Source organism: Candidatus Accumulibacter propinquus, assembly GCF_056856495.1.
Genome location: NZ_JBSEHC010000006.1, coordinates 455,786 through 479,736, shown reverse-complemented (window position 1 = coordinate 479,736; position 23,951 = coordinate 455,786). Strand labels below are relative to the sequence as shown.

Here is a 23,951-nt window from a genome sequence, read left to right as displayed (position 1 = left end):
CTCCCTGATCTCGCCGTGATGGAAATTTTCTGCCGCGCCGGCGCCACGGGCTGAAGGAATTCGCCGACAATGAACGCTGGTCCGTAGCGGCTCACCGCTTGTGCTGCGTCCCGTCAACGGCCGGAGCCCCCCCTCATGAACGCCCTGCAAGCGATTGGCCACCAACGCCGCCGGCGTTTCCGCAGCGAAGATTGGCGCACCTGAACATGGACAGCAGCGACCGGCAATTACTCAAGGCAGTACGAAACTGGGCGGCACAAGGCCATCGCCTGGCACTGGTGACTGTCGCCCGCACCTGGGGTTCTGCACCGCGCCCTGCCGGCGCCTGGATGGCCATCCGCGACGATGGACGGGTGCAGGGTTCGGTTTCGGGCGGTTGCATCGAAGACGACCTGATCAACCGCATGCTGGCCGGGCAGTTGGCCGGCACACTCCCTCTCACCCGGACTTACGGGGGCACCCAGGCCGAGGCCGCACGTTTCGGCCTGCCCTGCGCGGGCACTCTCGAACTCGTCATCGAACCACACCCTGAGGTACACCTGCTGGCGCAAATCGAGAAGGCCATCGCGCTGGGGCGGTCGACGATCCGTTCCCTGGATATCGCCAGCGGGCAGGTCAGCGTCGAAGACGCCGCCGGTACCGACACGATGAGTTGGGACGGCAAGAGACTACGCACCATGCATGGACCCGCCTGGCGCCTGCTGCTCATCGGCGCCGGCCAGATTTCGCGCTATCTTGCCGAAATGGCACAGGCACTGGATTACGCCGTCACCGTTTGTGATCCGCGGCAGGAATACCGCCAGGGATGGGATGTGCCCGGCGCCACGCTCGCCGACGGCATGCCCGATGATGTGGTGCTGGCGATGCAACCGGACCCGCAGATGGCCGTACTGGCACTCAGCCACGATCCGAAACTGGATGATCTCGCCTTGCTCGAAGCGCTCAAGTCGCCGGCGTTCTACGTTGGCGCGCTCGGCTCTCGCGCCAACAGCGCCAGACGCCGGGAACGGCTGCGGAAGTACTTCGATCTCGACACGCAGCAGGTCGATCGCCTCCACGGGCCTGTCGGGCTGCCGATCGGCAGCAGGACATCACCGGAAATCGCGATTTCGATCCTCGCCGAAATGACGGCAGCCAAGTACGGCCTGGCGACGCGGCGCGCTGCCGAAGTGGAGTGCCCGGCGCACCCACACCCTGCTGCTGACATCGACGCTGCCCATCCAGGGGCCTAATCGATGCCCGAGGCAGACGGAGAGATCGTCGGTGTTCTCCTGGCCGGAGGATACTCAAGACGATTCGGAGTCGACAAGCTTGTTCAGCCGCTTCCTGACGGGACAGCCATCGCCGTCGCCGCAGCAAGAACCCTGCTTGCGGTTTGCCCGCGTTCGATCAGTGTGCTGCGGCCCGAACAGACGACACTGCGCAACCTCCTGATCGATGTTGGCGTAGCGGTCCACGTCGACGCGGCACCGGCACGTGGGCTCGGAGACAGTCTCGCATCCGCCGTGCGGCTGACCCCGCGCGCCGCCGGCTGGCTGGTTGCCCTCGCCGACATGCCGTTCCTGGATGTACGCACCCTGCGGTCGGTACTCGAAGCACTGGAAAACGGCGCCGAGATCGCTGCGCCGCGGTATCGCGGGCGCCGTGGTCACCCGATGGGCTTTTCCCGGCGCTGGTTCGCCGAGCTTGCGGGCTTGCAGGGCGATCGCGGCGCCAGGCAGTTCATCGACGATCTCCAGCCATCGATCGTGCTGATCGAAGTCGATGATGCGGGCGTCCATCGGGATATCGACACGCCGGGTGACCTGCCGGCCAGTTAGCCGGCCAGTTCCCAGGGGCACCAGCAACGTTTTGCCGATCGCCAAAAGCGGTTATGCTTCCTGGCTTCGTTGTCGAGCCTTGGGCTCTGGAAAGGAGAAGCACATGTTTTATGTGACGTTTCACGGCGGCAGAGTGAGCAACGCGATCAACAATGTCCATGCCTACGACGTGATCAATGGCGAGCCAACCTGTGTCACGACTGCGGCGCTGCAGACGCCAGCCAAATCCCCACCGCTGAACGAACTGCGCGACATCGTTTTCGGTCCGGGAGACAGACTGTATGTCATCAACGGCTACAAGGATGCCAGCCAGGTCCTCGTCTACAACGGAAAGCCCGATGCCGACCACACGCATGCCTACCTGGGAATCTATGCCGATGCACGCGTCTCCGATGGCGTTGTACACCCCTTCGCTCTGGCCTTCGATGGCAGCGACCGGGCGTACGTGTCCAGCCAGGACAGCAATGTCGTCACCGCGCTGCAAGCGCCGGGAGGTGTCGTGAAGCGCGCTCGCACCCTGCCGCTTGCCAGCTTCCTGAAAGCGCAGAAGGGCAAACGCTTCCTCGATGGCACTTTCGTCGCGTCGTCCATCGGCGACCTGCCGGCATCTCCACGGCGTGCACCTTCCAACCTCAGCCGGCCGGTGGGGCTGGACGTGCTCTTCGAAGCGGTTCCGTCAAAGAAGAAACCCAAGCGGCGCCGGGTCGCGCACTCGGTACGCGATGTCGTGGTCTGCGGCACCTCGCTGTACGTGGCCGACGAACCCGGCAACACAGTGAAGATCTACGATCTCCGGAACGGCAAGACGCAAGGGCAACTGCAAGGACAAATCGCCGCCGCCCAGTTCCTGGGAGCCCCGGTGCACCTGTTGGCGCAAGGCGAACATCTTTACATCGGCAGCAGCGCCACCGATACCGTTCTTCGGTATCACCTTGGAACAGGAGAACTGCAAACGGTGCTCAGTGGCGTCAGGACGATCGCCGGCATGTGCTTCGACAATACCGGCAACTTCTACGTCGCCTCGCGCGAGGACCGGGCCATCTACCACTGTGGAACCGACTTCTCCGCGCCGCAGCCGTTCATCAGCGGCCTGGCAGACAACCCGGAGTTCCTGGTTTACGCCGCGTCATCCGCGTCAACGCTTACCTCAACCACCTGATTTGTCGAGAACTCCAGGGACGGGTTTGCTGACCGGCGGGAGAGATGCACCTTGACCTTGTACCCTCTCGTCGATACCGGCACACCGCTTACTGCATCGCGCCAGGCATCAGAAGCTCCACATCCGTCAGATTTCTGAGTCCCAAAGGCAAGGCGAATTCAGCGCCCGGACTGACATCCTGGCCTTCGATGGAAGGCTTGCCCACCACGCCTCGCAACCAGGAGGCGCCGTTGGGCCGGAAGTCCAGGACTTCAACACCCGCGAACGCTCCGTGCCACAGCGGATAGTTGCCCACCTGGATTCCGGACAAGCCGTAGTTGAACAGACCAACACCCGAAAACAGGTTGTTCAGCGTGTGCACCTGCGTCCCTGCCGGAAGTCGCTGCCGCCACGCACGGATGAACCAGGCCGGCTGCATGCCTTCGCTGATCAAGGTATTGTGCGACAACACCAGCCGATTCCTGGGCCAGGACTCGCCTTCGGCACCATAGGCAATGACCACCGGGTTGGCGGTGGTGCTGCTCTGCCCGATCACATTGCCGATCAGTATCGCCTCCCCACCGTTCGGCAAGTCAACCTCGTAGGAAGCTCGGCCCGCAGCACCATCGTAGATCAGGTTGTAGCGAAGATCAGTGCCGCGCGCCCGCGACTTGATCAGATGGCCAATATGCCCGGAATGGAAACGGCTCCCGGAGACCTTCAGCGAGGCAATCCGGCCAGCATAGAGCAGATGCGACAGGGGTTGCTCCTGTTTGACAGCCTCGGCAAAGAGGCTGCTTTCGATCACCAGTTCAGCCTTCTCGTCATTGCTGGTCAGGACACCCATCTGGTTGTCCAGAAAGGCACAATTCCTGATCAGCAACCTTCCGCCCTCGAAACGAATACCGGCACCATTGCCGTCCGCAACGCGGGCCCCTCTGAACTCGATGTTCTCGATCAGGAAGTCGCCGTTGCGTATGACCCAGATGGCCTTTCCTTCGGCACTCTTCCCATCCGCAGCCAGGACCGGGCGTCGCCCAATGCCACGGATCGTCAATTGCCGCTGCGACCACAGCGCGACATCGCCGTGCCACTCGCCCCCGGCAATCTCGACGATATCCCCATCCTTCGCCAACTGTGCGGCATCCGAGATGCGCGAGACATCCCCACCCACGCCGACGCGGATCACGCGCGCCCATGACGAGGGCGACAGCAGCGTCGAACAGACCAGAAGGGTTGTCAGCCAGGCGTGCCGCATCGCTACACAGCCTCGCGTGGCGATGGAGTTTGTCTGGTTGCCTGCAGCGTGGTCGGCGGTGGACCGAAAGCAACGAGAGAAATCGCGTACAAGACCAGCAGGTAGTAGATGAAGGCCAGCCTGGGTACGTCGGTCAGGCTGTCGAACATGCCCACGGCCAGAAATCCGACGATCGATGCCGTCAGGTACGGGGACAACCGGTGCCCGCGAGCCTTGCCGAGGTTCAAGCGCCACAAGGCGCCCAGGGTCATCAGCAGAAACACCGTCAAACCCAGCGCCCCTTGATCAAACAGGATGTTGACCAGCACATTCTTCGCATGCCACGGCAGGTGCTCGTGGTCACTGGTAAAGAACCAACGCTGCATTTCCTTGCCGAAGTCACCGTTCGCCAGCAGGTTGTCGCTGCCGCCCGCAGTCAATACCAGATCGTCGACATCGGCAGCCCCGCCCTGATTCAGAATTCCCACGGAAAACATCTTGAAACGTGGGGCATACCACGGGCCGCCAGCCGAAGCCTTGCCCTCCAGACGTAACTGGACAGGCTGCCAGGTGCCCTTGCTCGCCTTGATGGTCGCCGTTCCGATCGCGCAATCCGCCGAATAAAGAAGATGCTTGGCACAGACTTCGGCATGGATTCCCACATCCGCGCCGGCCCTCACCTTGAGTTTCAACTCGAATGGCCCCTGGGCAGCGAGGTCCAGTCGCTGCGAAACGCGAAAAATATCGCCGACGCTCATCGGATGGCGCGCACCCAGGAGATAAAGCCAGGTCTGCCCCCCTTCGCCGCGGACCTGATACGCCCCGGGTGATGCGCCGTTCGGGGCCGCAAAATAATAATTCGCCGGAAATCTCCCCAGGCCTTTGCCAAACACGACGTCCCCGGAAGTCTCCAGTAACGCCACCGCCTGCTTCCAGTGTGACAAGCGCCAATCAAGATCCTGACCCGACGTCGAGAACCGGTCTCCCATGTAGGCCCCGCCAAAAAAAACCGCCACCGTTCCACTGACCACCAGGGCAATCGTCAGCAGACCGCCTTGCCATCGCCAATCGGCAGGCCACAGGGGCTGCCTGGCCAGCGCGCCGACGAGGACAACCAGGAACAGCATTGCCAGCGCCAGGCAGCTTCCCGGCAGAGCCTCGACGCCTCCCCAATGACCGGTAACGTTGGCGGCGGCAAGCGCGAGGCAGACAAAACCGCCCAGACAAATTGCCGGCCGGAAGCGTACGGCCATCACTTTCGGAGCATGCAGCAATCCGAACACGCTGAAAAACAGCAACGCAAAGAGTACGTAGGGACCCTTGGGCAGGAAGTTGGAGAAAACGACCAGCAGCGCGCCCAACAGAAAGCCCAGGACGCTACCGGCAAGCAACCGACCCGGCGGAATGTTCCGCAACACCAGGGGCGTCGACAGCGCCACCACCACTACCCCGAATAACGCCAGCAGACCGCGATAACCGCCATAAGGAAAAACGAGACGCGCCATGGCGGCCAGACAGGCGATGGCAACCACCCAGCGAACGACGCCCCAATGGGGTGCCTGGTCACCCGCTTCTCCGAGCACTCCCTTGCTGCGCGTTTGCCACAGAAGCAATGGGAGGGATACCAACAAAGCCAGATAGACACCGCGGGAAAAGGTTGTCAGCGACGCATACGCGGCCAGGCCGACCAAGGTCAGGGCGATCGCCGACTGCGGCGCACCCACGGCGTTGCGCAAGGCCCAGATGGCGAACGGAAAGGTCAGCAGCAACCAGCCATCGAGCGCGGCACCGCCGACGTGCATCTCCCAGAACAGCGCCGTCGAGCGGTAGTCGCTGGAGAAATTGAGCAGATCGGTGAACGCCAGGCGTTCCCACAGCGCCGCCAGCGAAGCGGTAGCCAGCCCAAGAGCCATTCCCAGGGCCAGTTTGCGGGCCACCGCCGTTGCGGACTGGTCGTGCTGCGGTGCCATCAAAGGAACCATCAGCAACGCCAGAAAGAAACTCCGGGCAATGCGAACACTGTTCATCGGTCCGTCGTAACCCTGATACCAGCCGAAAACGAAGCCTCCCGCATCGGCAAATCCACGCGTCATCGCCAGCAGCAGCGATATCGACATCAGGCCGGCCAGAAACAAGCACGACCAGGATAGTCGCAGCGAACAAGCGCTCGTCCGGTAAGCGCATCTGGCATAACCCCCGACAGCCGCCGCCAGAATCAGGAGATCGACTTCCTCAAAGCTGATCCACCCGGTCCAGGGAGCAAGGCCCAGCAGCGGCAGCAGCGCCGGAACGATGACCAGCCACAGGCCTGGATTGACGAAGAACCATGCGGCGGCAAGGACGAATCCAAGCAGGGGAACGGGCTGCCATAGCGGATGATGCAGGGCAATGAAGACCCCCAGTGCGGCCGCCGCGAGCAGCAGCAGGAGACTCAGGCCTCTGGTATGGAGTGGATTGAACGGCAAGGTTTTCAACAATAGCGGTCTTTCGTCTCTGCGTGGCGCGACCGGGAGTGGCAACCAGGAACATGGACGCCTCCGCCACCTCCGAAAAGTGTATCAGGCTTGAGAGTGAAATCTGACACAACAAGAGTCACCGCTTTAGCGTAGCATCCTGTCGGCCAACAAACTGCCCCCAACACACCTCATGATGAAAGATCGACTCTCTGGCCAGATTGACCTGGCTGGCCTCTTCGGCACCGGCGCTGCGCCGCTTTCCATCAAGACACTGGCGCTGCAGGGCGATGATGTCGCACGCGACGCAGAGGCCATCTGCGCGGTCATCGGCTCCCCCTCGTTCAGGGACGGAGGTGCCGCAGGCATGTCGCGACCCGCTGGTCTTGCCGCGGAACTTCTGAAAGCCTGGCACCGCAGCGGTGTCGACCTCGCCACGCAACTGCACGGCTCCTACGCCCTGGCCATTGTCGATACGGCGCGCCAGTGCGCCTTCCTGGCCACCGACCGCTTCGCCATCGAGACGCTGTGTTATCGGGCCGATGGCCAGATGCTCACTTTTGCCGATCGCGCCGACCGCGTTCCGGGACACGGCGGTGAACTTGATCCACAGGCGATTTTCGACTATCTGTACTTCCACATGATTCCTGCGCCACGCACCATCTTCCAGCAGGTACGCCGGCTGCCGGCGGCGCATTCGCTGCTGGTCGACCGCAACGGTGCGCATGTGCAGCGCCACTGGCCACTGCAGTTCGACGAGCAACACCGTCAATCCTTTGCCCCGGCACGCGACGGCTTCCGCGATCTGATCCGCGAGAGCGTCGCCGAGCAGATCACGGGTCACCAACGCGTCGGCGCCTTCCTGTCGGGTGGTACCGACAGCTCGACGGTGGCCGGCATGCTCTGCCAGATCACCGGCAAACCAGCGCCCGTATACTCGATCGGCTTCGACGCCGAGGGTTATGACGAAATGGCGTACGCCCGCCTCGCCGCGACTCACTTCGGCTGCGAACACCACGAATATTACGTGACGCCGACGGACCTCCTGGACAGCATTCCGGCGGTCGCACAGCATCACGATCAACCCTTCGGCAACTCTTCCGCCCTGCCGGCCTATTACTGCGCCAGGATCGCGCAGGCCGACGGCTGCACCAAGATGCTCGCCGGTGACGGTGGCGATGAACTGTTCGGGGGCAATTCGCGCTACGCGATGCAACGGCTCTTCGAGTTCTACCACCACCTGCCGCCAGGCCTGCGGCGAGCGATCGAACCGCTGTGCGAAGATGGCAGCCCCTTGCGCCGCATCCCCGGAATCAAGCAGGCTACCGGTTATGTACGGCACGCCCGCGTGCCGATGCCGGATCGCCTGCAGAGTTTCAACCTGATCATGCAACTCGATCCGGCCAGCGTGCTCAACCCGGACTTTCTGGCGCAGATCGACCTGAACGAGCCGTCAAGACACATGCAGGCCACCTGGGACGAGTGCCAGGCGCCGAGTCTGGTCAATCGAATGCTCGCTTACGACTGGCGTTACACACTCGCCGACAGTGACCTGCCGAAAGTACGCGGCGCCACGCAGATGGCCGGTATCGAAGTCGCTTATCCCCTGCTCTCCGACAGGCTGACCGATTTTTCGATGGCGCTGCCGCCCGACTGGAAACTGCGCCGCTTCAAGCTGCGCTGGTTCTTCAAGGAGGCGCTGCGCGGCTTCCTGCCCGACGCGATCCTCACCAAGAAGAAGAAGGGTTTCGGACTGCCGTTTGGCGTCTGGGCGACGCGCACCCCGGCGTTGCGGGAACTCGCCGAGGATTCGCTGCGTACCCTCGCCGGACGGGGAATCGTGCGCGCCGACTTCACGTCCAGGCTGATGGCCGAGTATCTGCCGGGACACCCGGGCTATTACGGAGAAATGGTGTGGATCCTGACCATGCTGGAGCAATGGCTGCGTCGGCACGATACGCAAGCAGCCCAGACTCGCGCCGCGAGGTGATGGGGCGAACGTCCATCTCAGAAGAACTGCTTGGCGAAATTGGCGAGCGCCACGGCGATCAACACGCCCATCATCCATTTGATGGTCGACAGTTCGCCGCGAATGCCTGCCATCTCAAGCCGAAGCTCAGCCTTGACCTCCATCAGATCGGCTTTGGTGGCGAGCGATGAGTCCATGGCCTCGGCGAGCACATCGCGTAGCGCCTCGGCTTCGGCCTTGGCTTGTTGCTCAGGGACGCCGGCGGCGCGTAGGCGCTCGGTGTAGCGAAGTGTGTCGAAAGTCAGCGTGCTCATGGGCACGAGCATACACCGCCTGACAGGCGACCGGCAATGCTACGCAAGATCAACAGCAACAGCACAAAGCAAAGGCAAAACCGGGGCAGCGTCGTCCAGTTGCTACTGAAGTCAAGTGCCCAGCTTGAACAGACTTGATTCTTGTCTTGACTTCGGGGGGGGGCCACTTTATCCATAAGCCAGAGGTGCCAGTACGGTTTTCGCGCCGCCCGTTTCTTGATAGTGCAACTGCACAATGCGACAATGCCAGACCTCATGGTTGAGCCCTTTTCGCCGGCAGATTCATCCAGCGACAGATAAAGCGGGTATCGATTGGAAGACAAAAGGCACCGGCCGAGCAAAATCAATAGGATGCACCGAAAATGCTGCTCATGATCGATAACTACGACTCCTTCACCTACAATCTCGTGCAGTACTTCGGCGAGTTGGGGCAGGAGGTCAGGGTCTTTCGTAACGACGCCATCACCGTCGCCGAGATTGCTCGTCTCAAGCCGGCCTGGCTGGTGATCTCCCCGGGCCCCTGCGCACCGGTGCAGGCCGGGGTTTCCCTGGCGGCAATTCGCGAGTTTGCGGGCAAGATACCGCTGTTCGGGGTGTGCCTCGGCCATCAGGCGATCGGCGAGGCCTTCGGGGGCCGCGTGGTGCATGCGCGCAAGTTGATGCACGGCAAGGTATCGCCGGTCCATCATAACCAGCACGGCGTGTTTCGTGGTCTGCCCAGTCCGCTGACCTGCACGCGTTATCATTCGCTGGCCGTCGAACGGGATTCCTTGCCGGACTGCCTGGAGATCACGGCCTGGACCGAAGACGGCGAGATCATGGGTTTGCGCCATCGCACGCTGGCCGTCGAGGGGGTTCAGTTTCACCCCGAGTCGATCCTCAGCGAGAGTGGCCACGACCTGTTGAAGAACTTCCTTGAGGAGCACGCCAAATGAAGCCCCAGGACGCCCTGGCACGGGTCATCGAACACCGCGAGATTTTTCACGATGAAATGATCTCCCTGATGCGTCAGATCATGGGCGGCGAAGTGACGCCGGTCATGATCGCCGCGATCATCGTCGGCCTGCGCGTGAAGAAGGAGACGATCGGCGAAATCTCGGCCGCCGCCCAGGTCATGCGCGAGTTGTCGACCAAGGTGCTGGTCGGCGACCGCACCCGCCTGGTAGACACTTGTGGCACGGGTGGCGACGGCGCGCAAACTTTCAACATCTCGACCGCGGCGATGTTCGTCGCGGCGGCGGCTGGCGCGCGCGTCGCCAAACATGGTGGCCGTTCGGTCTCTTCGCAGTCGGGCAGCGCCGACGTACTCGAAGCCCTCGGCGTGAATATCAACCTGACGCCGGCGCAGGTCGGGGCGAGCATCGATGAAGTGGGCATCGGCTTCATGTTTGCCCCCAATCATCACAGCGCCATGAAGCACGCCGCGCCGGTACGGCGCGAACTGGGCGTACGCACCCTGTTCAACATCCTCGGGCCGCTGACCAACCCGGCCAACGCGGCCAATCAGGTCCTCGGCGTCTTCCACCCCGATCTGGTCGGTATCCAGGTGCGCGTGCTGCAGCGGCTCGGCAGTTCGCACGCGCTCTCGGTCTACGGCCGAGAAGGTCTCGACGAAATCTCGATCTCCGGCGAAACGCTGGTCGGCGAACTGAAGGACGGCCGCGTCGAGGAATACGCGATCCACCCCGAGCAGTTCAACCTGCCGGTACACGACCCGCGCGTACTGCGGGTGGCCAACGTCGAGGAATCGAAAGCCATGTTGCTTGGCGCGCTCGAAAACACGGGCGGTGCCGCACGCGACATCGTCGCGCTCAATGCCGGCGCCAGCATCTACGTGAGCGGTCTGGCCAACACCCTGGCCGATGGCGTTGACCAGGCGTTCGAAGCCATTGCCTCGGGCGCGGCACGCGCCCGGCTCGACGACCTGGTGGCCTTTACGCAGCGCTTTTCGGCTTGATCGGCGGCCTCGACAGGAAACCGCAGCATGGCACTGCGATGAGCAGCGACATTCTCAACCGCATACTCGCCGTCAAGCGTGCAGAGGTCTTTGCCGCCAGGGCCCACGTGCCGCTTGTGGCGCTGCGCGCCGACGCGGAACGGCAGCCTGCGGCCCGCGATTTTCTCGGCGCGATTCGCGATCGCGTCGCCGCCGGGCGGCCAGCCGTGATCGCCGAGATCAAGAAAGCCAGCCCGTCGCGGGGGGTCCTGCGCGCCGACTTTCGCCCGGCCGAAATCGCCGGCAGTTATCAGCATCATGGCGCGGCGTGCCTGTCGGTGCTGACCGATCGTCAGTTTTTCCAGGGCGCGCCGGCGTACCTGCAGGCGGCCCGCAGCGCCTGCGATCTACCGGTGCTGCGCAAGGACTTCCTGGTGGACCCTTACCAGGTCCATGAGGCCCGCGCCATGGGTGCCGACGCCATACTGCTGATTGCCGCGGCACTCGATCTGCCGACGCTGCGCGACTTCGAGTCCATCGCCAACGCGCTCGGCATGGCGGTACTCGTCGAAGTCCATGATCGCCGCGAACTCGACCTCGCGCTGCAACTGCGAACCCCACTGATCGGCATCAACAACCGCAATCTGCGCAGCTTCGAGGTCAGCCTGCAGACCACCCTCGAACTCCTGCCTTCCCTCCCCGCAGACCGCATCGTCGTCACCGAGAGCGGCATTCTCTGCGGCAGCGACGTGCAGTTGCTGCGCGACAACGGCGTCAACGCCTTTCTCGTCGGCGAGGCCTGCATGCGCGCCGCTGACCCCGGAATGGCCCTGGCCGAGTTGTTTTCCTGACCGTCCGCGGACGCGGGCAACCCGTGTTCGCTCGGTCGCAGGCAACTCCGCGACATCCCATCGACCCGCTCCTGCGCGCTATCCGCTCGCCGAGTGGCAGGCTTGGGGGACAAATTGCCACGCCTGTTGCAAAAACCCAACAGCGAGTGGCATACCGTCGGCGAAAGCGCTCAGGGAGCTTGCTCGACTCTCCGACGTTTGCCAGAATCTCTGCAACTTCTCGTTTCTTTTTCGAGAGGTCCAGTTTGATGAAGCCGCAGTCTGGCCTCATCGATCTCAAACCTAGAGGAGATTCACAATGCAAAAGAAACTCATCGCACTGGCAGTCGCCAGCCTGGCTTCGGGCGCTGCTTTTGCCCAGACCAACGTCACCATTTACGGTATCGTCGACGCCGGCTATGTTTATAGTTGGGGCGATCCCGGCCGTGTGGCTGGCACCAGATTCGACAACGCTGGTGCCAACATCAGGGGCACCAATACCTTCAGCGGCGTCCAGTCCGGCCTGCTGGCCGGCTCGCGGATCGGCTTCAAGGGCGAGGAAGCTCTGGGCAATGGCCTGAAGGCGATCTTCACCCTCGAATACGCGCTCGACATCGACGGCAACTTTGGTGTCGGCGCCAGCGCCAGCGGCCTTGCTGCCCGCCAGCAGTTCGTAGGTCTGTCCAGCGCCAAGCTGGGTACCGTCGCACTGGGTCGTCAGTATGCCCCGGGCTATGTCGCATCGGCTAATAATGACGCCTTCGGCGGCGCACTGTTCTCGCCCCAATCCTTTTTGACGAGCAATGCCGGCAATACCATCACCCCGAACAGCGGCGCCCGCTGGAATAACGCGATCACCTACACCAGCCCGAACTGGGGCGGTTTCACCGGCAAGGCGATTTACTCCTTCGGTGAAAACAACAACGGTGGCAGCTTCCTCAGCGGCACCGGCACCGGCGCGGGCGTGAGCACCACGGATAACAGCCGCTACGGTCTCGGATTCAACTTCGCCAACGGCCCCGTGAATGTCGACCTCGTTTACCAAGTGCGCCAGGACGTACAGACCGCAGTGACCGCACCCACCTTAGCTGCCCCGTTCCCGAACAACAGCACGCTGCCTGCCGTCACTTACAATGCCTCCAGTTTCCCGGATAACGAGAGGGCGTTCCTGGTACAAGGGAATGGCAAGGACATCAACGAGTGGTACATCGGTGGCAGCTTCGACCTGAAAATGGTCAAGCTGATGGCCAGTTACCAAGGGCAAAACGACAAGAATCCTGCCAACCTGGATAACCAGACCTGGAGTGTTGGCGCTGTAATCCCCGTCCTCTCGGCGAGCAATGTTCATCTGAGCTACGCCCAGCAAATGTGGGATCAAGGCTCGAATGTCTTAGGCCAAAAACTCTTGAATGGCAACAGTGACGTGTTCGCGATCGGCTGGACGACCAAGCTGTCCAAGCGTACCACGCTGTACACCGGCTATGTCTGGGCCAATAACGACAGAAACAGTGTTGCCAATGGGCCAGTTGCGGGTCTCCCGGTTACTGCTGCCCGCGACGAACAGAACCAGACGTTCCTCGCCGGCATCAACCACTCCTTCTAATCTGACTTCGGTCATTTGGATCTTTCGACGGGCGCTTCGGCGCCCGTTTTTTTTGGATATTCTGCCAAGTTCGACGCTCCGCCTGGAACGGAAGGCAGCCGGTGGCCTCGGAATTCCCAAACGTATTTCTTGCACGATTCATTTTTTTCTTTATTTAGCAAAGGCTTACAGCACTTCAGCAGGTCAATGCCCGACGCAGTGATCGCCAATTGTTCCTCAGCAGCTGGTCTTGTATGTATCACAATTGCAACACTTTACCCATTATCGTCCAGCAACAAAGCCTGCGCAGCTTGCTCCCCCGCTTGAGGTCTGCCAGAATCAAGTCGTCGTCGCACATAAGCTCTCCCCCAGTGGAACAGACTGAGCGACAAGGATTTCTAGCTTTATTTTGTTTTTGAACCCTCAGGAGATAGCAGACATGCAAAAGAAACTCATCGCTTTGGCGGTTGCCGGAATGGCTTCAGGCTTTGCCGCTGCCCAGACCAACGTCACCATCTATGGCGTTCTCGACGCCGGTTACCTGTATAGCTCCGGGAACCCTGGTCCGGGCATCAAGGGCACGAACACCTTCAGTGGTGTCGCCAACGGACTCACCGCCGGCAATCGCCTGGGATTCAAGGGTGAAGAGGCGCTGGGCAATGGGCTGAAAGCCGTATTCACTCTCGAATACGGTCTTTCAATCGACCAGAACACTGGCATTGCTTGGGCCCGACAGCAGTTTGTCGGTCTGGCGAGCAACTACGGCACGCTCTCGCTTGGACGTCAGTACGCTCCGGGCTTCGACGCCACCGCCAACAACGACGCACTCGATGCGACCGACCTGAGTATTCAATCGAGCCTCAGCTATCTCGGCGGTAATACCATCACTCCCAATAGCCCGGCACGCTTCAACAACTCGATTGCCTACACCAGCAACAATCTGTCCGGATTCACCCTCAAGGGCATCTACAGCTTTGGTGAAAGCAATCTCGGGAATACTTACAACAACGACATCAACAGTCCGTATTACAACAGCGCCTACGGCCTCGGTCTGAATTATGCCAATGGTCCGGTCAATGTCGACGCAGTCTACCAGTCTCGCGTTGCTGCCATTGATAACAATGCCCCCCCCACGGCATACAAAGTGCCTGGCACCAGCAAGAGCATCAATGAATGGTATGTCGGCGGTAGTTGGGACTTCCAAGTTGTCAAGGCCTTCGCCAGCTACCAGACCCTCTACAACAACAACAACGTCGGCGCAGCCGCCGACCTTAGCCATGCGTACCTGGCCAGCACCGAGAACAACAGCCTGGTCGTCTCGAACATCAAGTCCAACAACCTCTGGACAGTCGGCCTGACCGCACCGATCGGCCGTGGTACACTGGGCATCGGCTATGGCCGCCTGTCGCTGAACAACCGCAATATGCCGGATGGCGATAGCTGGGGCGCGGGTACGATGTACACCTACCCGCTCTCCAAGCGGACCGCCATTTACGCCGCGTACAGCTACTTCAGCAACGACAAGTACTCCATCCCCGGCCAATCGATCGCCATCGGCACTGCGACGAATACTGGGGGCATTGGAGCGCTCGGCGAAAGCAACTACGCACTTGGCGCAGGCCTTCGCCACAGCTTCTGATCAAACGCTCAGCTCAACACAAGAAAACGGGCGCCCTGGCGCCCGTTTTCTTGTTCGTGACACAGGCTATGCGCCCGTTGGTCACATCCTGCTTGCGTCCGGCACACGGACTCTGTAAAATTCCGCGCTTTCGACTTACTCACCAGTTTTTGACAGGGACAATCATTCATGGCCAATAGCGCACAAGCGCGCAAGCGTGCCCGCCAAGCCGTCAAGCAACGCGCCCACAACGCCAGCCTGCGCTCCAGCCTGCGCACCGCCGTCAAGCGCGTGCAGAAGGCCGTTGTAGCTGGCGACAAGGCAGCCGCACAAAGCATTTACCAGGAGTCGGTAGCGGTGATCGATCGCATCGCCGACAAGAAGATCATCCACAAGAACAAGGCCGCCCGCCACAAGAGCCGCCTCGCCGCACAGGTCAAGGGCCTCAGCGCCTAGCATTCTGGGATCGATCTTCGGCAGCAATTGGAAACGGCGCCAAGTGGCGCCGTTTCTATTTCCCGTCTCCGCGTCTCCTTTTCCCAAGCAGCCCCGCGCCGGGTAAGGAAGTACCACCTGTGGCGCAACCCTCAGCGCTCGGCCTGTGCGCCGGCTTTTTCCGATGCCCGAGCCATTGCCTTTACAAGGTATAATTTTGGGCTGGGCGTTGAATATTAGGACGTGCTAATATTACTTGTGACGGGGAAGGTTATGGCTGCGGTGAAGATGGACATGGAACAGGCTCGCTTCAACATGATCGAGCAACAGATCCGCCCTTGGGAGGTGCTGGATCCGGAGGTACTGGATATCCTGGCAATGGTCAGGCGTGAAGTTTTTGTGCCTGAGGCGCTCAAGGCACTCGCTTTTGCCGACCTGGAACTGCCCATTGGCAACGGTCAGACGATGCTGTCGCCGAAGATCGAAGCGCGTGTTCTTCAGGAAGCGGGCGTCAGGAGCACCGATATCGTGCTCGAGGTCGGCAGCGGCAGCGGCTACATGGCCGCACTCCTGGCGTCGAAGGCCGAGTACGTACACACCGTCGAGATCGACCCGGTTCTCGCCGAAACCGCGCGGCGCAACCTGCGGCAGGCCGGGGTAAGCAACGTCAGCGTCGAAATCGGTGACGCGGCACTCGGGTGGTCGGGGCCGTCGCCCTATGACGTGATCGTCCTCTCGGGTTCCCTCCCGGAGCTTCCCGACGCCTTCCTGCAGCAACTCAAACCCGGCGGTCGCCTGATGGCTTTCATCGGTACGGCACCGGTCATGCAGGCACGCTTGATCATCCGTAGCGATGACCAGGCGTTCAACTCGATCAACCTCTTTGAAACCGTGCTTCCGGCGTTGATCACCGGCAAACGCCAGAGATTCGTCTTCTGAGGACTGCCTCCCTCGATGCACCACCTCTCGGCAGTCGAACTGGCAGAGTGGCTGGCGGCAAGCGAACCGTCGCCGGGGATTGCCACATCCCCGGATCGGCAAGAGCCGATGCTGCTGGATGTGCGCGAGCCCTGGGAGTACGCGTTGTGCCATATCGCCGGATCGCTTCTGATGCCGATGCGGACCTTGCCGACCCGACTCAACGAGCTTGACGCCACCGCCGACATTGTCGTGATCTGCCACCACGGTGTGCGCAGCTTGCAGGTTGGAGCCTTCCTCGAACGCCAGGGCTTCCGCGCCATCTACAATCTCTCCGGGGGGGTCGATGCGTGGGCAGACGATGTTGAACCGGCCATGCACAAGTACTGAAAGCGAGTTAGCGTCATGCCCCTGAAACTCAGCGCCGGCAAATACAGTTTTGTACTGGTGGCTCTGCTATCGGCCATTCCGGCGTTTGCCGCCGATCTGGTACAGGTGTACCGTGAAGCTCTGGCCTACGACGCCCAGTACGCTGCGGCACGCGCGACCGCCGCCGCCGGGCGTGAGAAACAGCCGCAGGCTCTCGCCGGCCTGCTGCCGAACATTGGCGCGAGCGGCAACACCTTCGGGAACGACACCCGCTACGCGGTCACCAGCAACGACGAAAAAACAGGTTTCTCGGTCAAGAAGAACTACCAGAACAGGTACAACAGCAACAGCTACGGCGTCAACCTGACACAACCGCTTTTCCGCTGGCAGAACTTCGTGCAATACGATCAGTCCAGGCTGCTGGTGATGCAGACCGAGGCCAACTTCGCACAGGCGGGTCAGGACCTCATCCTGCGCGTGGCACAGGCTTATTTCGACGTCCTGTTCGCGATCGAAAACCTGCGTGCCGTTCAGGCCAACAAGACGGCCATCGCACAGCAACTGGCGCAGGCGCGGAAAAATTTCGAGGTCGGGACAGCGACGATCACCGACACTTACGAATCGCAATCGCGCTTCGACCTGGCCACCGCCCAGGAAATCGCCGCCGAGAACGACCTGGAAGTGAAGCGCTATGCGCTGCGCGTCCTCGTCGGCAAGGATCCCGGCGAACTGCATCGACTCAAGCCGCAAGCGATGATGGAACCCCCGCAACCCGCCAGCATGGACCCGTGGGTCGAAGCGGCCGAACGCGACAACTTCGTCGTGCAGGCGCAACTGGCAGCCGCCGAAGCCGCCGACAAGGCGGTCGACATCAACCGCGCCGGGCATTACCCGACGGTCGATGTGGTCGCCAACTACGGGCACAACAATGGCCCGGGCCAGCTTGGCGCCGGGTCGATCGATACGGTTACCGGCCAGGTCGGCCTGCAGATCAACATCCCCATTTTTCAGGGCGGGGCGGTCAACTCGAGAACGCGCGAAGCCATCGCCCGCCGTGACGCCGAACGGGCGGGGCTGGACAGCGCCAGGCGCAACTCGGCGCTCGGCGCGCGCCAGGCTTACCTCGGCGTGGTCAACGGTCTGGCCGGCGTCCGCGCGCTCGACGCGGCGCTGGTTTCGAGCCTCAGTTCCCTGGAGTCCAATCGACTCGGATACGAGGTCGGCGTACGCATCAACATCGATGTGCTCAACGCCGAAAACCAGGTGTACGTCACCCGGCGCGATCTGGCGAAAGCCCGCTTCGACACCTTGCTGGCGCAACTCAAGCTGAAGGCGGCGGTCGGCTCGCTCAGCGAGTCCGACCTGGAACGGGTCAACACCCTTTTCGAGGCTCCATAAGCCGCTGCACCAACGCCATCGTACGCACCGTGGCACCGCAGTGTGCCTGACTGAAACGCAGCGCGGCTGCACGCATGGCGCATAGTCGCGGTGGGTGCCCGATCAGTTCGCCGGCGGCAGTCGCCGCTTCTCCGACGTCTGCAACCTGCAGCGCAGCCCCACAGGCAATCGCATCGGCGCTGGCCTGCGCGAAATTGAAACTGTGCGGCCCAAGCAACACCGGGCAGCCACAGGCCGCCGCCTCGATCAGGTTCTGTCCACCAAAAGGCAAGAGCGTACCGCCGATCAGCGCCAGGTCGGCGAGCGTGTAATAGGCCGCCATTTCACCCATGCTGTCGCCGAGCCAGACCTGCGTTGCGGGGGACGGCAAGGTCCCGGAGCTCCTTCGGCAGAGTCGCAGCCGACGCTCGTCGACGAGAGCGGCGACCGCGGCGAAACGTTGCGGATGGCGAGGTACCAGGAGCAGCAGCAAACCGGGAATGCGCAGCGCGGCAAACGCGTCGAGGATCAGTGCCTCCTCGCCTTCGCGGGTACTGGCCGCCAGCCACACCGGGCGGGCGCCAAGAGACTGCCGCCATGATTCCCCCTGGCGCAATTGTTCAGGTGCCGGCGAGACGTCGAACTTCAGGTTCCCGCAAACGCTGACGCGACGCGCTCCGAGCTGCTGCAAGCGTTCGCCGTCGGCCACCGTTTGCGCAGCGACAGCGTTCAGGGAAGCCAGCGCCGGCCCGATCAGGCTCGGCAAGCGGGCGTAGCCACGCTGCGACCGAGCCGACAGGCGAGCGTTGATCAACGCCAACGGTAGATTGCGGTTTCCGGCAGCGGCGATCAGGTTTGGCCAGATCTCGGTTTCCATCAGCAGCCCGATCTGCGGACGAAAATGGTCGAGGAAGCGGGCGCAGGCACCCGGCAGATCGTAGGGCAGGTACGCCTGCAGCACGCGCCCCGGGTACCGTCGCAGCAGCTCGCCGCCCGCCGTTCGACCGGTCGGGGTCATGTGCGTCAGCAACACGCCGTGCGCCGGGTAGTCGCGCAACAGCGCGGCGATCAGCGGCTCGGCAGCCCTCGTCTCACCCACCGAAACCGCGTGCAGCCAGAGCAGTGGCTGTGCTGCATGCGCACCATAAAAACCGTGCCGCTCGCCAAGCTGTTGCAGATACTCGGGCTGCCTGCGCGCCCGCCACAACAGCCGCAGCCAGACCAAAGGCATCGCCAGATAGAACAGCAGCGAATAGATCAGACGGCTCATGCGCGCAGGGCCTGCGCGGCTACCGTCAGGACCTCCTGCACCGACGGTGGGGTACCCGCACCTCCGAGATTACGCACGAAGCCGGTGCCGCAAACGCCGGTCAATGCCGGATCCGTCGCAATGTAGAGCGCGAGCACCGGCACGCGCAGGGCAGCGGCGAGGTGCGCCAGGCCGGTATCGACGCCGATCGCCAGGCTTGCGCGTGCGATCAGTGCCGCCACCTGCGGCAGGCGCAGGGGAGGCGCCACCACCGATCCAACCACCGCAGCGGCAAGGCGCTCGGCGCGCTGCCGTTCGAGCGCGTGACCAGAAGGCAGGACGGGCGTCAGTCCGCGCGCCAGGAGCGCCCGCCCGACCGCACACCAATGCCTTTCATCCCACAATTTGTCGTCGCGACTGGTCGCAGTCAGCAGCACCGCCACAGGCCCCGTGGGCAGCCAGGAGAACGCACTCACCGGCGCGGCGATCCCGTAATCCAGCGGCAGGTCGAGCGGGTAGTCGAAAACTGCGGCGGCCAGCCAGCGGTTGCGCTGTACGGCGTGCACATTGCGCGGAATCACGAAGGTGGCGTCGTAGAAACGCGCGGCGAGCGGTTCTCGCGCCGCTTCGGCGGCGTAACCACAACGCCGGCCTTGCGCCTGTCGGGCGATCAAGGCGCTTTTCAGCAAACCTTGCGTGTCGAGCACCACGTCGTAGCGCGTCTCGCCGATTCGCCGCCGGAAATCGCGCATTTCGCGCCAGGTGGCGAGTCCGCCAAGATTCTTGCGCCAGCGCCTGATGGCCACCGGAATGACCTGACCGACACCCGGATGCATTGACGGAACATCGGCAAAGGCCTCTTCGACACACCAGTCGATGCGGGCTTCCGGAAAGCTCCGGCGCAGGTCGCTGACCACCGGGAGGTTGTGAATTACGTCACCGAGCGAAGAGGTCTTGACCAGTAGGATGCGCATCGGTGAGCTGACGGTGTGGGGGCGATCGGCGGGAGCCGAGAAGTGCGCATTATAGAAGATGCCAGCGCGCCTCAGGCCGGCTCGCAGCCCGACGAAGCGCTATAATGCCGCCTCCTGCAAACCCTGCGGCGACCCGGCCCCCTCTGGAGACACGCTCAATGAATTCCCCTGTCGTTCGCCCGGTAGTCCTGTGTGGCGGTTCCGGAACCCGTTTGTGGCCCCTTTCGCGAACGCACTATCCGAAGCAGTTCCTCCGCCTGGTCGACGAGTTTTCGCTGCTGCAGAACACCTTGCGTCGACTCGACGGACTCGCGGGGCTGGGCCGGACGATTGCCGTGGCCAACGAGAACCACCGCTTTCTGGTCGCCGAGCAGCTCCACGAGATCGGGCTGCAGGCCGATCTCCTGCTTGAACCGGCAGCGCGCAACACGGCGCCGGCCGTCGCCGCCGCCGCATTGCATGCGCTCGGAGAGGCCCCTGGACAAGACCCGCCCTTGCTGCTGGTGCTTCCGTCGGACCATGTGATCGCCGAGGTGGCGGTTTTTCAGGCCGCGGTCAGGGCGGCGATTCCGCATGCCCTCGCCGGGGCGCTGGTCACCTTTGGCGTCGTCCCCGACCGTGCCGAAACCGGCTACGGCTATATTCGCCGCGGCGACCCGGTGCTCGGCGGCTACGCTCTCGACCGTTTCGTCGAGAAGCCCGACCCCGAAACAGCGCAGGCCTACCTGGATTCCGGTCAATACTTCTGGAACAGCGGCATGTTCCTGTTCCGTGCCGACACCTACCTTGAGGCTCTGGAGCGCTTTGCGCCGGCCATTCGCGAGTGCGTTGCCACGGCCGTTGCTGGCGCGCACCGCGATCTCGACTTCCTGCGCCTCGATCAGACGGCCTTCGCGGCCAGCCCGGCAAACTCGATCGACTACGCGGTCATGGAAAAGACCGAGCACGGGGTGGTGATTCCGCTCGATGCCGGCTGGAGCGACATCGGCGCCTGGGATGCGCTGGCAACGATCGGCCAGGCCGATGCCAACAACAACACGCATCGCGGCGATGTGCTCAGCATCGATACCCGCAACTGTGTGTTGCTGTCCGAAGGCCGTTTGCTCGCCACGGTCGGCGTCAGCGACCTGGTCGTGGTGGCGACACCGGACGCCGTGCTGGTGGCCAACAAGGCGAAAGCACAGGAGGTCAAGGCGCTGGTCGACGAATTGAAGCGCTCGTCCCGCGCCGAGACCGAATTCCGGCACATCGTACATCGTCCCTGGGGCAGCTACGAAGGGGTGGCGCACGGTCCGCGCTACCAGGTCAAACGCATCCTGGTCAAGCCGGGGGCCAGCCTGAGTCTGCAGAAGCACCACCATCGCGCCGAACACTGGATCGTCGTCAAGGGTACGGCAATGATCGTCCGCGGCGACGACTCGCTGCTGCTGTCGGAGAACCAATCGACGTATATTCCCCTCGGCGTGGTGCATCGCCTGGAAAACCCCGGCAAGATCGACCTCGAAATCGTCGAGGTCCAGTCCGGCAGCTATCTGGGGGAAGACGACATCGTCCGCCTCGAAGACAGCTACGGTCGCTAGGCCCGCAGTTGCGCAACGCGGTGAAGGGCCTGACGGCAAACCGATGCTTGACAGTCTCCCACGCGCCACGCCCAAGACGATTTGAAAGGACCTCTCCATGATTCTGGTCACCGGCGGCGCGGGCTTTATCGGAGCAAATTTCGTTCTCGACTGGCTGGCACTGAGCGAAGAATCCCTCGTCAACCTCGACAAGCTGACCTATGCGGGCAACCGCGAGAACCTCGCCGCCCTGACTGATGACCCGCGGCACGTCTTCGTGCACGGCGACATCGGCGACAGCGCATTGACCAACCGCCTGCTCGCACAATACCAGCCGCGCGCGATCATCAATTTTGCCGCCGAATCGCACGTCGATCGCTCGATCCATGGCCCGGAAGACTTCATCCAGACCAATATCGTGGGAACTTTCCACCTGCTCGAAAGCGTGCGCGGCTACTGGGGCAGCCGGCAAGGCGAGGCGAGGGACGGGTTCCGTTTTCTGCACGTTTCCACCGACGAGGTCTATGGCTCCCTGGCCAGGGAAGAGCCCGCCTTCAGCGAAACCCACCGCTACGAGCCGAACAGCCCCTACTCGGCGAGCAAGGCCGCGAGCGACCATCTGGTACGTGCCTACCACCACACCTATGGCCTGCCGGTACTCACCACCAATTGCTCGAACAACTACGGCCCCTACCATTTCCCCGAAAAACTGATCCCGTTGATGATCGTCAATGCCCTGGCCGGCAAGCCTCTGCCGGTTTATGGCGACGGCCAGCAGATTCGCGACTGGCTGTACGTGAAGGACCATTGCAGCGCGATCCGACGGGTGCTCGAAGCCGGCCGTCCCGGCGAGACCTACAACGTCGGGGGCTGGAACGAGAAGCCCAACCTCGACATCGTACGCACGGTGTGCACCCTGCTCGACGAACTTCGCCCGCGTGCCGACGGCAAACCCTACTGCGAACAGATCGCCTACGTCACCGACCGGCCCGGCCACGATCGGCGCTACGCCATCGACGCCCGCAAGATCGAGCGCGAATTGGGCTGGAAGCCCGCCGAGACCTTCGCCACCGGCATCCGCAAGACGGTGCAGTGGTACCTGGACAATCAGGCCTGGGTCGGCAATGTACAGTCCGGCGCCTACCGCGATTGGGTCGAGAAGAACTACGGCGAACGCCAGGGGTGAACATCCTGCTCTTTGGCAAAGGCGGACAGGTCGGCTGGGAATTGCAGCGCAGCCTTGCACCCCTGGGCCGCATCGTCGCTCTCGATTGGCAGCCGGAGGGCAGGCTGTGCGGCGATTTCACCGACCTTGCCGGTCTCGCCGCCTGCGTGCGTGCGGTCGCTCCTGACGTGGTGGTCAACGCCGCCGCCCATACGGCCGTCGACCAGGCCGAGTCGGAACCCGAACGGGCAAGAACCATCAACGCCCTGGCTCCCGCTGTGCTGGCCGCAGAAGCCGCCCGGCTGAACGCCTGGCTGGTCCACTACTCGACCGACTATGTGTTTGACGGCAGCGGCGACACGGCATGGCGGGAAGGCGACGCTACCGGCCCGCTCGGGGTCTACGGGAGGACCAAGCTCGCAGGCGAGCAGGCCGTCGCCCGCCACGACCGGCATCTGATCTTTCGTACCAGTTGGGTCTTTGCCGCGCGTGGCAACAATTTTGCCCGGACGATGCTGCGTCTGGCGAACGAGCGCGAACAGATCAAGGTGGTCGCCGACCAGATCGGTGCCCCGACCGGGGCCGAACTGCTGGCGGACGTCACCGCGCATGCCATTCGCCGCGTCTGCCAGCAGCCTGATCTCGCCGGTCTCTACCATCTGGTGGCCGCCGGTGAAACCAGCTGGCATGGATACGCCCGACACGTCATCGAGCGTGCCCGGCAGGCCGGACAGGCCATCCGGGTGGCCCCGGAAGCCATCGTGGCGGTACCGAGCAGCGCCTACCCGGCACCTGCCCCCCGCCCCCTCAACTCGCGACTCGACACCCGCAAGCTGCAGACGGCCTTTGACCTGCGGCTGCCCGACTGGCAGGACGGCGTAGATCGCATGTTGGAGGAAATTCTCGGGCGATGAGGCAGGCGTCATCACCGCGGGAGTCTGAAGCCGCCCGGCCGGTTCGACCGGCACGGGAGCACCCGGCGAGCCCAGCGCAGGTGCCGGGCCACCG

The 23,951-nt window shown here is 62.8% G+C and carries 21 protein-coding genes; 16 read left to right on the top strand and 5 right to left on the bottom strand.

Annotated features, from left to right (window positions below):
* Positions 1–206 precede the first annotated feature (206 nt).
* From AC15MQ_RS20415 to AC15MQ_RS20405, 3 genes are all read left to right on the top strand, one after another.
* Positions 207–1,232, top strand: coding sequence for an XdhC family protein (locus AC15MQ_RS20415; RefSeq protein ID WP_483081153.1), 1,026 nt, complete (start codon positions 207–209; stop codon positions 1,230–1,232).
* A gap of 3 nt (positions 1,233–1,235) precedes the next feature.
* Positions 1,236–1,820 carry a nucleotidyltransferase family protein gene (locus AC15MQ_RS20410; RefSeq protein ID WP_287670274.1) on the top strand — a complete coding sequence of 195 codons (585 nt, stop codon included), beginning with the start codon at positions 1,236–1,238 and terminating at the stop codon, positions 1,818–1,820.
* Positions 1,821–1,923: 103 nt separating this feature from the next.
* Positions 1,924–2,979 carry a hypothetical protein gene (locus tag AC15MQ_RS20405; RefSeq protein ID WP_483081152.1) on the top strand — a complete coding sequence of 352 codons (1,056 nt, stop codon included), beginning with the start codon at positions 1,924–1,926 and terminating at the stop codon, positions 2,977–2,979.
* 88 nt (positions 2,980–3,067) lie between these two features.
* On the opposite strand, the gene AC15MQ_RS20400 is transcribed toward AC15MQ_RS20405, so the two are convergent.
* Positions 3,068–4,216, bottom strand: coding sequence for a right-handed parallel beta-helix repeat-containing protein (locus AC15MQ_RS20400; RefSeq protein ID WP_287653644.1), 1,149 nt, complete (start codon positions 4,214–4,216; stop codon positions 3,068–3,070).
* Between the two features lie 2 nt (positions 4,217–4,218).
* Positions 4,219–6,672, bottom strand: a complete 2,454-nt coding sequence (locus tag AC15MQ_RS20395) for a hypothetical protein (RefSeq protein WP_483081151.1) — start codon at positions 6,670–6,672, stop codon at positions 4,219–4,221.
* 169 nt (positions 6,673–6,841) lie between these two features.
* Between AC15MQ_RS20395 and AC15MQ_RS20390 the strand changes: the two genes are divergently transcribed.
* Positions 6,842–8,638 (top strand): asparagine synthetase B family protein, encoded by a 1,797-nt coding sequence (locus AC15MQ_RS20390; protein ID WP_483081150.1) that lies wholly within the window; start codon positions 6,842–6,844, stop codon positions 8,636–8,638.
* A 17-nt stretch (positions 8,639–8,655) separates the two neighbouring features.
* Here AC15MQ_RS20390 and AC15MQ_RS20385 read toward each other — a convergent pair whose 3' ends face one another.
* The gene (locus tag AC15MQ_RS20385; protein WP_332337185.1) at positions 8,656–8,931 is read right to left on the bottom strand and encodes a CCDC90 family protein; all 276 of its coding nucleotides are present in this window, start codon (positions 8,929–8,931) and stop codon (positions 8,656–8,658) included.
* 362 nt (positions 8,932–9,293) lie between these two features.
* On the opposite strand from AC15MQ_RS20385, the gene AC15MQ_RS20380 reads away from it, so the two are divergent.
* The 9 genes from AC15MQ_RS20380 (at position 9,294) to AC15MQ_RS20340 (ending at position 18,017) form a co-directional block, all read left to right on the top strand.
* Complete coding sequence (locus tag AC15MQ_RS20380) at positions 9,294–9,866, top strand: aminodeoxychorismate/anthranilate synthase component II (protein ID WP_287653639.1); 573 nt, start codon at positions 9,294–9,296, stop codon at positions 9,864–9,866.
* Complete coding sequence (gene trpD, locus AC15MQ_RS20375; RefSeq protein ID WP_324573091.1) at positions 9,863–10,888, top strand: anthranilate phosphoribosyltransferase; 1,026 nt, start codon at positions 9,863–9,865, stop codon at positions 10,886–10,888. The genes AC15MQ_RS20380 and trpD overlap by 4 nt, the downstream gene beginning before the upstream one ends.
* 38 nt (positions 10,889–10,926) lie before the next feature.
* Positions 10,927–11,718 carry an indole-3-glycerol phosphate synthase TrpC gene (trpC, locus tag AC15MQ_RS20370; protein ID WP_483081149.1) on the top strand — a complete coding sequence of 264 codons (792 nt, stop codon included), beginning with the start codon at positions 10,927–10,929 and terminating at the stop codon, positions 11,716–11,718.
* Between the two features lie 298 nt (positions 11,719–12,016).
* Positions 12,017–13,300 carry a porin gene (locus tag AC15MQ_RS20365; RefSeq protein ID WP_483081148.1) on the top strand — a complete coding sequence of 428 codons (1,284 nt, stop codon included), beginning with the start codon at positions 12,017–12,019 and terminating at the stop codon, positions 13,298–13,300.
* A gap of 418 nt (positions 13,301–13,718) precedes the next feature.
* A complete protein-coding gene (locus AC15MQ_RS20360; RefSeq protein WP_483081147.1) occupies positions 13,719–14,918 on the top strand; it encodes a porin in 1,200 nt (399 codons plus the stop codon).
* A 168-nt stretch (positions 14,919–15,086) separates the two neighbouring features.
* Positions 15,087–15,353 carry a 30S ribosomal protein S20 gene (gene rpsT, locus AC15MQ_RS20355; RefSeq protein ID WP_287670257.1) on the top strand — a complete coding sequence of 89 codons (267 nt, stop codon included), beginning with the start codon at positions 15,087–15,089 and terminating at the stop codon, positions 15,351–15,353.
* Between the two features lie 267 nt (positions 15,354–15,620).
* On the top strand, positions 15,621–16,271 hold the full coding sequence (locus tag AC15MQ_RS20350; protein ID WP_483081198.1) for a protein-L-isoaspartate O-methyltransferase family protein: 651 nt from the start codon (positions 15,621–15,623) through the stop codon (positions 16,269–16,271).
* A gap of 15 nt (positions 16,272–16,286) precedes the next feature.
* The gene (locus tag AC15MQ_RS20345) at positions 16,287–16,640 is read left to right on the top strand and encodes a rhodanese-like domain-containing protein (RefSeq protein ID WP_483081146.1); all 354 of its coding nucleotides are present in this window, start codon (positions 16,287–16,289) and stop codon (positions 16,638–16,640) included.
* 15 nt (positions 16,641–16,655) lie between these two features.
* Positions 16,656–18,017 (top strand): TolC family outer membrane protein, encoded by a 1,362-nt coding sequence (locus AC15MQ_RS20340; RefSeq protein ID WP_287653629.1) that lies wholly within the window; start codon positions 16,656–16,658, stop codon positions 18,015–18,017.
* Here the strand turns inward: AC15MQ_RS20340 and waaA are convergent.
* On the bottom strand, positions 17,992–19,266 hold the full coding sequence (gene waaA / locus AC15MQ_RS20335) for a lipid IV(A) 3-deoxy-D-manno-octulosonic acid transferase (RefSeq protein ID WP_287653628.1): 1,275 nt from the start codon (positions 19,264–19,266) through the stop codon (positions 17,992–17,994). The genes AC15MQ_RS20340 and waaA overlap by 26 nt on opposite strands.
* On the bottom strand, positions 19,263–20,219 hold the full coding sequence (gene waaC / locus AC15MQ_RS20330; protein WP_483081145.1) for a lipopolysaccharide heptosyltransferase I: 957 nt from the start codon (positions 20,217–20,219) through the stop codon (positions 19,263–19,265). The genes waaA and waaC overlap by 4 nt, the downstream gene beginning before the upstream one ends.
* 158 nt (positions 20,220–20,377) lie before the next feature.
* On the opposite strand from waaC, the gene AC15MQ_RS20325 reads away from it, so the two are divergent.
* From AC15MQ_RS20325 to rfbD, 3 genes are all read left to right on the top strand, one after another.
* The gene (locus tag AC15MQ_RS20325) at positions 20,378–21,799 is read left to right on the top strand and encodes a mannose-1-phosphate guanylyltransferase/mannose-6-phosphate isomerase (RefSeq protein ID WP_483081144.1); all 1,422 of its coding nucleotides are present in this window, start codon (positions 20,378–20,380) and stop codon (positions 21,797–21,799) included.
* A gap of 97 nt (positions 21,800–21,896) precedes the next feature.
* Positions 21,897–22,964, top strand: coding sequence for a dTDP-glucose 4,6-dehydratase (gene rfbB, locus AC15MQ_RS20320; protein ID WP_483081143.1), 1,068 nt, complete (start codon positions 21,897–21,899; stop codon positions 22,962–22,964).
* Complete coding sequence (gene rfbD / locus AC15MQ_RS20315; RefSeq protein ID WP_483081142.1) at positions 22,961–23,857, top strand: dTDP-4-dehydrorhamnose reductase; 897 nt, start codon at positions 22,961–22,963, stop codon at positions 23,855–23,857. Before rfbB ends, rfbD begins: the two co-directional genes overlap by 4 nt.
* The last annotated feature ends 94 nt before the right edge of the window (positions 23,858–23,951 follow it).

What these genes read in the sequence shown, in the direction of transcription:
- AC15MQ_RS20415 (WP_483081153.1), top strand. Translation starts at nt 207, where the DNA reads ATGGACAGCAGCGACCGGCAATTACTCAAGGCAGTACGAAACTGGGCG.
- AC15MQ_RS20410 (WP_287670274.1), top strand. Translation starts at nt 1,236, where the DNA reads ATGCCCGAGGCAGACGGAGAGATCGTCGGTGTTCTCCTGGCCGGAGGA.
- AC15MQ_RS20405 (WP_483081152.1), top strand. Translation starts at nt 1,924, where the DNA reads ATGTTTTATGTGACGTTTCACGGCGGCAGAGTGAGCAACGCGATCAAC.
- AC15MQ_RS20400 (WP_287653644.1), bottom strand. Translation starts at nt 4,216, where the DNA reads ATGCGGCACGCCTGGCTGACAACCCTTCTGGTCTGTTCGACGCTGCTG.
- AC15MQ_RS20390 (WP_483081150.1), top strand. Translation starts at nt 6,842, where the DNA reads ATGATGAAAGATCGACTCTCTGGCCAGATTGACCTGGCTGGCCTCTTC.
- AC15MQ_RS20385 (WP_332337185.1), bottom strand. Translation starts at nt 8,931, where the DNA reads ATGAGCACGCTGACTTTCGACACACTTCGCTACACCGAGCGCCTACGC.
- AC15MQ_RS20380 (WP_287653639.1), top strand. Translation starts at nt 9,294, where the DNA reads ATGCTGCTCATGATCGATAACTACGACTCCTTCACCTACAATCTCGTG.
- trpD (WP_324573091.1), top strand. Translation starts at nt 9,863, where the DNA reads ATGAAGCCCCAGGACGCCCTGGCACGGGTCATCGAACACCGCGAGATT.
- trpC (WP_483081149.1), top strand. Translation starts at nt 10,927, where the DNA reads ATGAGCAGCGACATTCTCAACCGCATACTCGCCGTCAAGCGTGCAGAG.
- AC15MQ_RS20365 (WP_483081148.1), top strand. Translation starts at nt 12,017, where the DNA reads ATGCAAAAGAAACTCATCGCACTGGCAGTCGCCAGCCTGGCTTCGGGC.
- AC15MQ_RS20360 (WP_483081147.1), top strand. Translation starts at nt 13,719, where the DNA reads ATGCAAAAGAAACTCATCGCTTTGGCGGTTGCCGGAATGGCTTCAGGC.
- rpsT (WP_287670257.1), top strand. Translation starts at nt 15,087, where the DNA reads ATGGCCAATAGCGCACAAGCGCGCAAGCGTGCCCGCCAAGCCGTCAAG.
- AC15MQ_RS20350 (WP_483081198.1), top strand. Translation starts at nt 15,621, where the DNA reads ATGGACATGGAACAGGCTCGCTTCAACATGATCGAGCAACAGATCCGC.
- AC15MQ_RS20345 (WP_483081146.1), top strand. Translation starts at nt 16,287, where the DNA reads ATGCACCACCTCTCGGCAGTCGAACTGGCAGAGTGGCTGGCGGCAAGC.
- AC15MQ_RS20340 (WP_287653629.1), top strand. Translation starts at nt 16,656, where the DNA reads ATGCCCCTGAAACTCAGCGCCGGCAAATACAGTTTTGTACTGGTGGCT.
- waaA (WP_287653628.1), bottom strand. Translation starts at nt 19,266, where the DNA reads ATGAGCCGTCTGATCTATTCGCTGCTGTTCTATCTGGCGATGCCTTTG.
- waaC (WP_483081145.1), bottom strand. Translation starts at nt 20,219, where the DNA reads ATGCGCATCCTACTGGTCAAGACCTCTTCGCTCGGTGACGTAATTCAC.
- AC15MQ_RS20325 (WP_483081144.1), top strand. Translation starts at nt 20,378, where the DNA reads ATGAATTCCCCTGTCGTTCGCCCGGTAGTCCTGTGTGGCGGTTCCGGA.
- rfbB (WP_483081143.1), top strand. Translation starts at nt 21,897, where the DNA reads ATGATTCTGGTCACCGGCGGCGCGGGCTTTATCGGAGCAAATTTCGTT.